Consider the following 2,194-nt stretch of genomic DNA (forward strand, 5'->3'; position numbering starts at 1 on the left):
CCGGTCCGGAAGCAACGGCTCGATCCGCGCCCACTGCGCGTCAGTCAACGGCACACCCGAACCAACGATCAGATGATCCGAACGAAACGGCCTAGCGTCAGCCAGGGCTGCTTGTGCCTTCCCGATCCCCTCTGCCCGCCCAATCCACCGAAGGTGTGGGTGCGCTCCACGGTCCGTTCGCAGACCGCTGCGTAGCCGTTCATGAGTCGACGCCAAAGCTGCGTGCTGCAGCGGCAGCCTGAGGCGGCAGCGGCTCGATCTCGAGGGCACGGTGCTCAGCGTTCACCGACATGGGACGCCTGCCCGGCGCCGCCGCCCTGCACGAAACGAACATGCGACGTCGCCGCCACGTGCCGCGCGCCCCGGCCTGTGACTGGAGGGCGGTCGCGAGCCTCTACAAGGGCCGCTGACCTGGCATGGCGCTGCCGGGGTCGTCCAGGAGGGCGATGCGGGCGGTGATGCGCTTGCCGACCGGCTCCCGCTGGGCCTCGAAGCCCTGGGCGACGGCCATCACGATCTCCAGGCCGTGCTGCCCCACCCGTCCGATGTCGGCGGCCTTCGCCACCGGCAGCGCCGGATCGCCGTCCCACACCACGACCTCCACCGCGTCACCGGCGATGCGCAGGTCCAGCAGCACCGGGCCCGGCGCGTACTTGAGGGCGTTGGTCACCAGCTCGCTGACCACCAGCTGGGTGAGGTCCATGGCGCGCTGTGAGACCGGCAGGCCGTGCTCGGCCTGCACGCGGGTGAGGAAATGGGCGGCGAGGTGGCGGGCCTGCGCGATGCACGTACCGTCGCCTTCCAGGGCCACCGTGGCCTGTAAGGCCTGCTCATCCGGCGGCACACTGTCCTCACTCACCGGGAGTGGTTCCATCACGGCCCGCGTCCGCTGCCATATCCACATCCCCGCGCGTACCCACGCATGCGCGGTACACGCTTTACGCGCTGGTCGCCAAGGCATTACCCGCATTGGGCAGGGCAGCACTACGGGTGAACGTCTTGGGTGTGCCAGGATCAGCGACATGGCCGAGGGAGAGATGGCGGACACCGAGCATTCCGTGCAGCCAGGACAGCTGTCGGTCGTCTCCACCGCCACCGACGGCATCCGCGTGATCACCGTGGCCGGCGAGATCGACCTCGACACGATCGAACCGCTCCGCCAGGCTCTGGACGTCCCCGACCTCCCCCAGCCCCGCATTGTGGTCGACATGCATCAGGTCTCCTTCATGGACTCCACCGGCATCAACGTCCTGATCACCGCCTACCGCGCCCTCACGGGGGCCGGCGGTTGGATACGCCTGGCCGCACCGAGCGAGGCCGTGATGCGCACGCTGCAGGTCGTCGGCGTCGACACCCTCATCGACTGCCGCGAAACCCTCCACCACGCCTTCACCACCTGACCGATCCCCCGGTACCGGCCATGGACCAACCGGCTCGGTGTTGATGATGATCGCGCTGGGACAGGTAGAGCGGATTCAGCCGGCACCAACAGCCCCGCACAAGATCTTCGGCCTCCCGCACCGCCCGCTCACTTCTGCCCGGATGACCGTCTAGGTGTGCTGTCCGGCGGATCACGAACCGTTCGGGTTGCCTTTCGCCCTGGCAGGAGTGAAGCCGTGGCCCGGGGCGGCAGAAGGCTAGGGCGGGACGGTCCTCTCCCAGGAGGAGCCTCCGCGTGCCCTCAGGCCCGACGAACAAGGAGAACACCGCGATGACCACCGTCTCGGAGCTTCAGCCGGACCCCAACAAGGTCGTCAGGATCGTCAGCTACCGCCAGAGCAGCAACGGAGTGTTCCACGACGGAATCGTCCGCAAGGTCTGGCAGGGCGACACCGACAACGACTACGGGGTGGTCATGTACAGCCCCACCTACAACCGCGAGAGCACGATCTACGTGAACGGCACCGACGAGGTCGTGGAGCCGAACCGGAATGTCGGCGCCGCCCACGACAAGACCGGGGAGCAGCGCAAATTCGAGAGGGAGTTCAACGAGAAGATGACGGGGCCGTGACCACCGCCCCGCGCCGGTCCCTCCTCGGCGGCCCCGGCCCCGACAGGGGCCAGGGCGGGCCTTCCGTTCCCAGGGTGGGGTGATGGGGCTAGGTTCTGTCCGGCGGATCACTGACGGAGCCAGAGCCGGATCGCTGCGGCGGTGACGGTGCCGTGGAAGACGTAGGCCCGCTTGTCGTAACGA

The 2,194-nt window shown here is 68.2% G+C and carries 3 protein-coding genes; 2 read left to right on the plus strand and 1 reads right to left on the minus strand.

Features of this window, described 5'->3' with window-relative positions:
- Nucleotides 1-394 precede the first annotated feature (394 nt).
- Nucleotides 395-874 carry an ATP-binding protein gene (locus tag AB0F03_RS37930; protein ID WP_362001072.1) on the minus strand — a complete coding sequence of 160 codons (480 nt, stop codon included), beginning with the start codon at nucleotides 872-874 and terminating at the stop codon, nucleotides 395-397.
- A gap of 148 nt (nucleotides 875-1,022) precedes the next feature.
- On the opposite strand from AB0F03_RS37930, the gene AB0F03_RS37935 reads away from it, so the two are divergent.
- Nucleotides 1,023-1,400, plus strand: a complete 378-nt coding sequence (locus tag AB0F03_RS37935; RefSeq protein WP_362001067.1) for an STAS domain-containing protein — start codon at nucleotides 1,023-1,025, stop codon at nucleotides 1,398-1,400.
- Between the two features lie 311 nt (nucleotides 1,401-1,711).
- Nucleotides 1,712-2,011 (plus strand): hypothetical protein, encoded by a 300-nt coding sequence (locus tag AB0F03_RS37940; protein WP_362001070.1) that lies wholly within the window; start codon nucleotides 1,712-1,714, stop codon nucleotides 2,009-2,011.
- Nucleotides 2,012-2,194: the final 183 nt, after the last annotated feature.

It is taken from the genome of Streptomyces sp. NPDC028722 (assembly GCF_040637655.1).
In the GTDB taxonomy this organism is placed as follows: Bacteria; Actinomycetota; Actinomycetes; order Streptomycetales; family Streptomycetaceae; genus Streptomyces.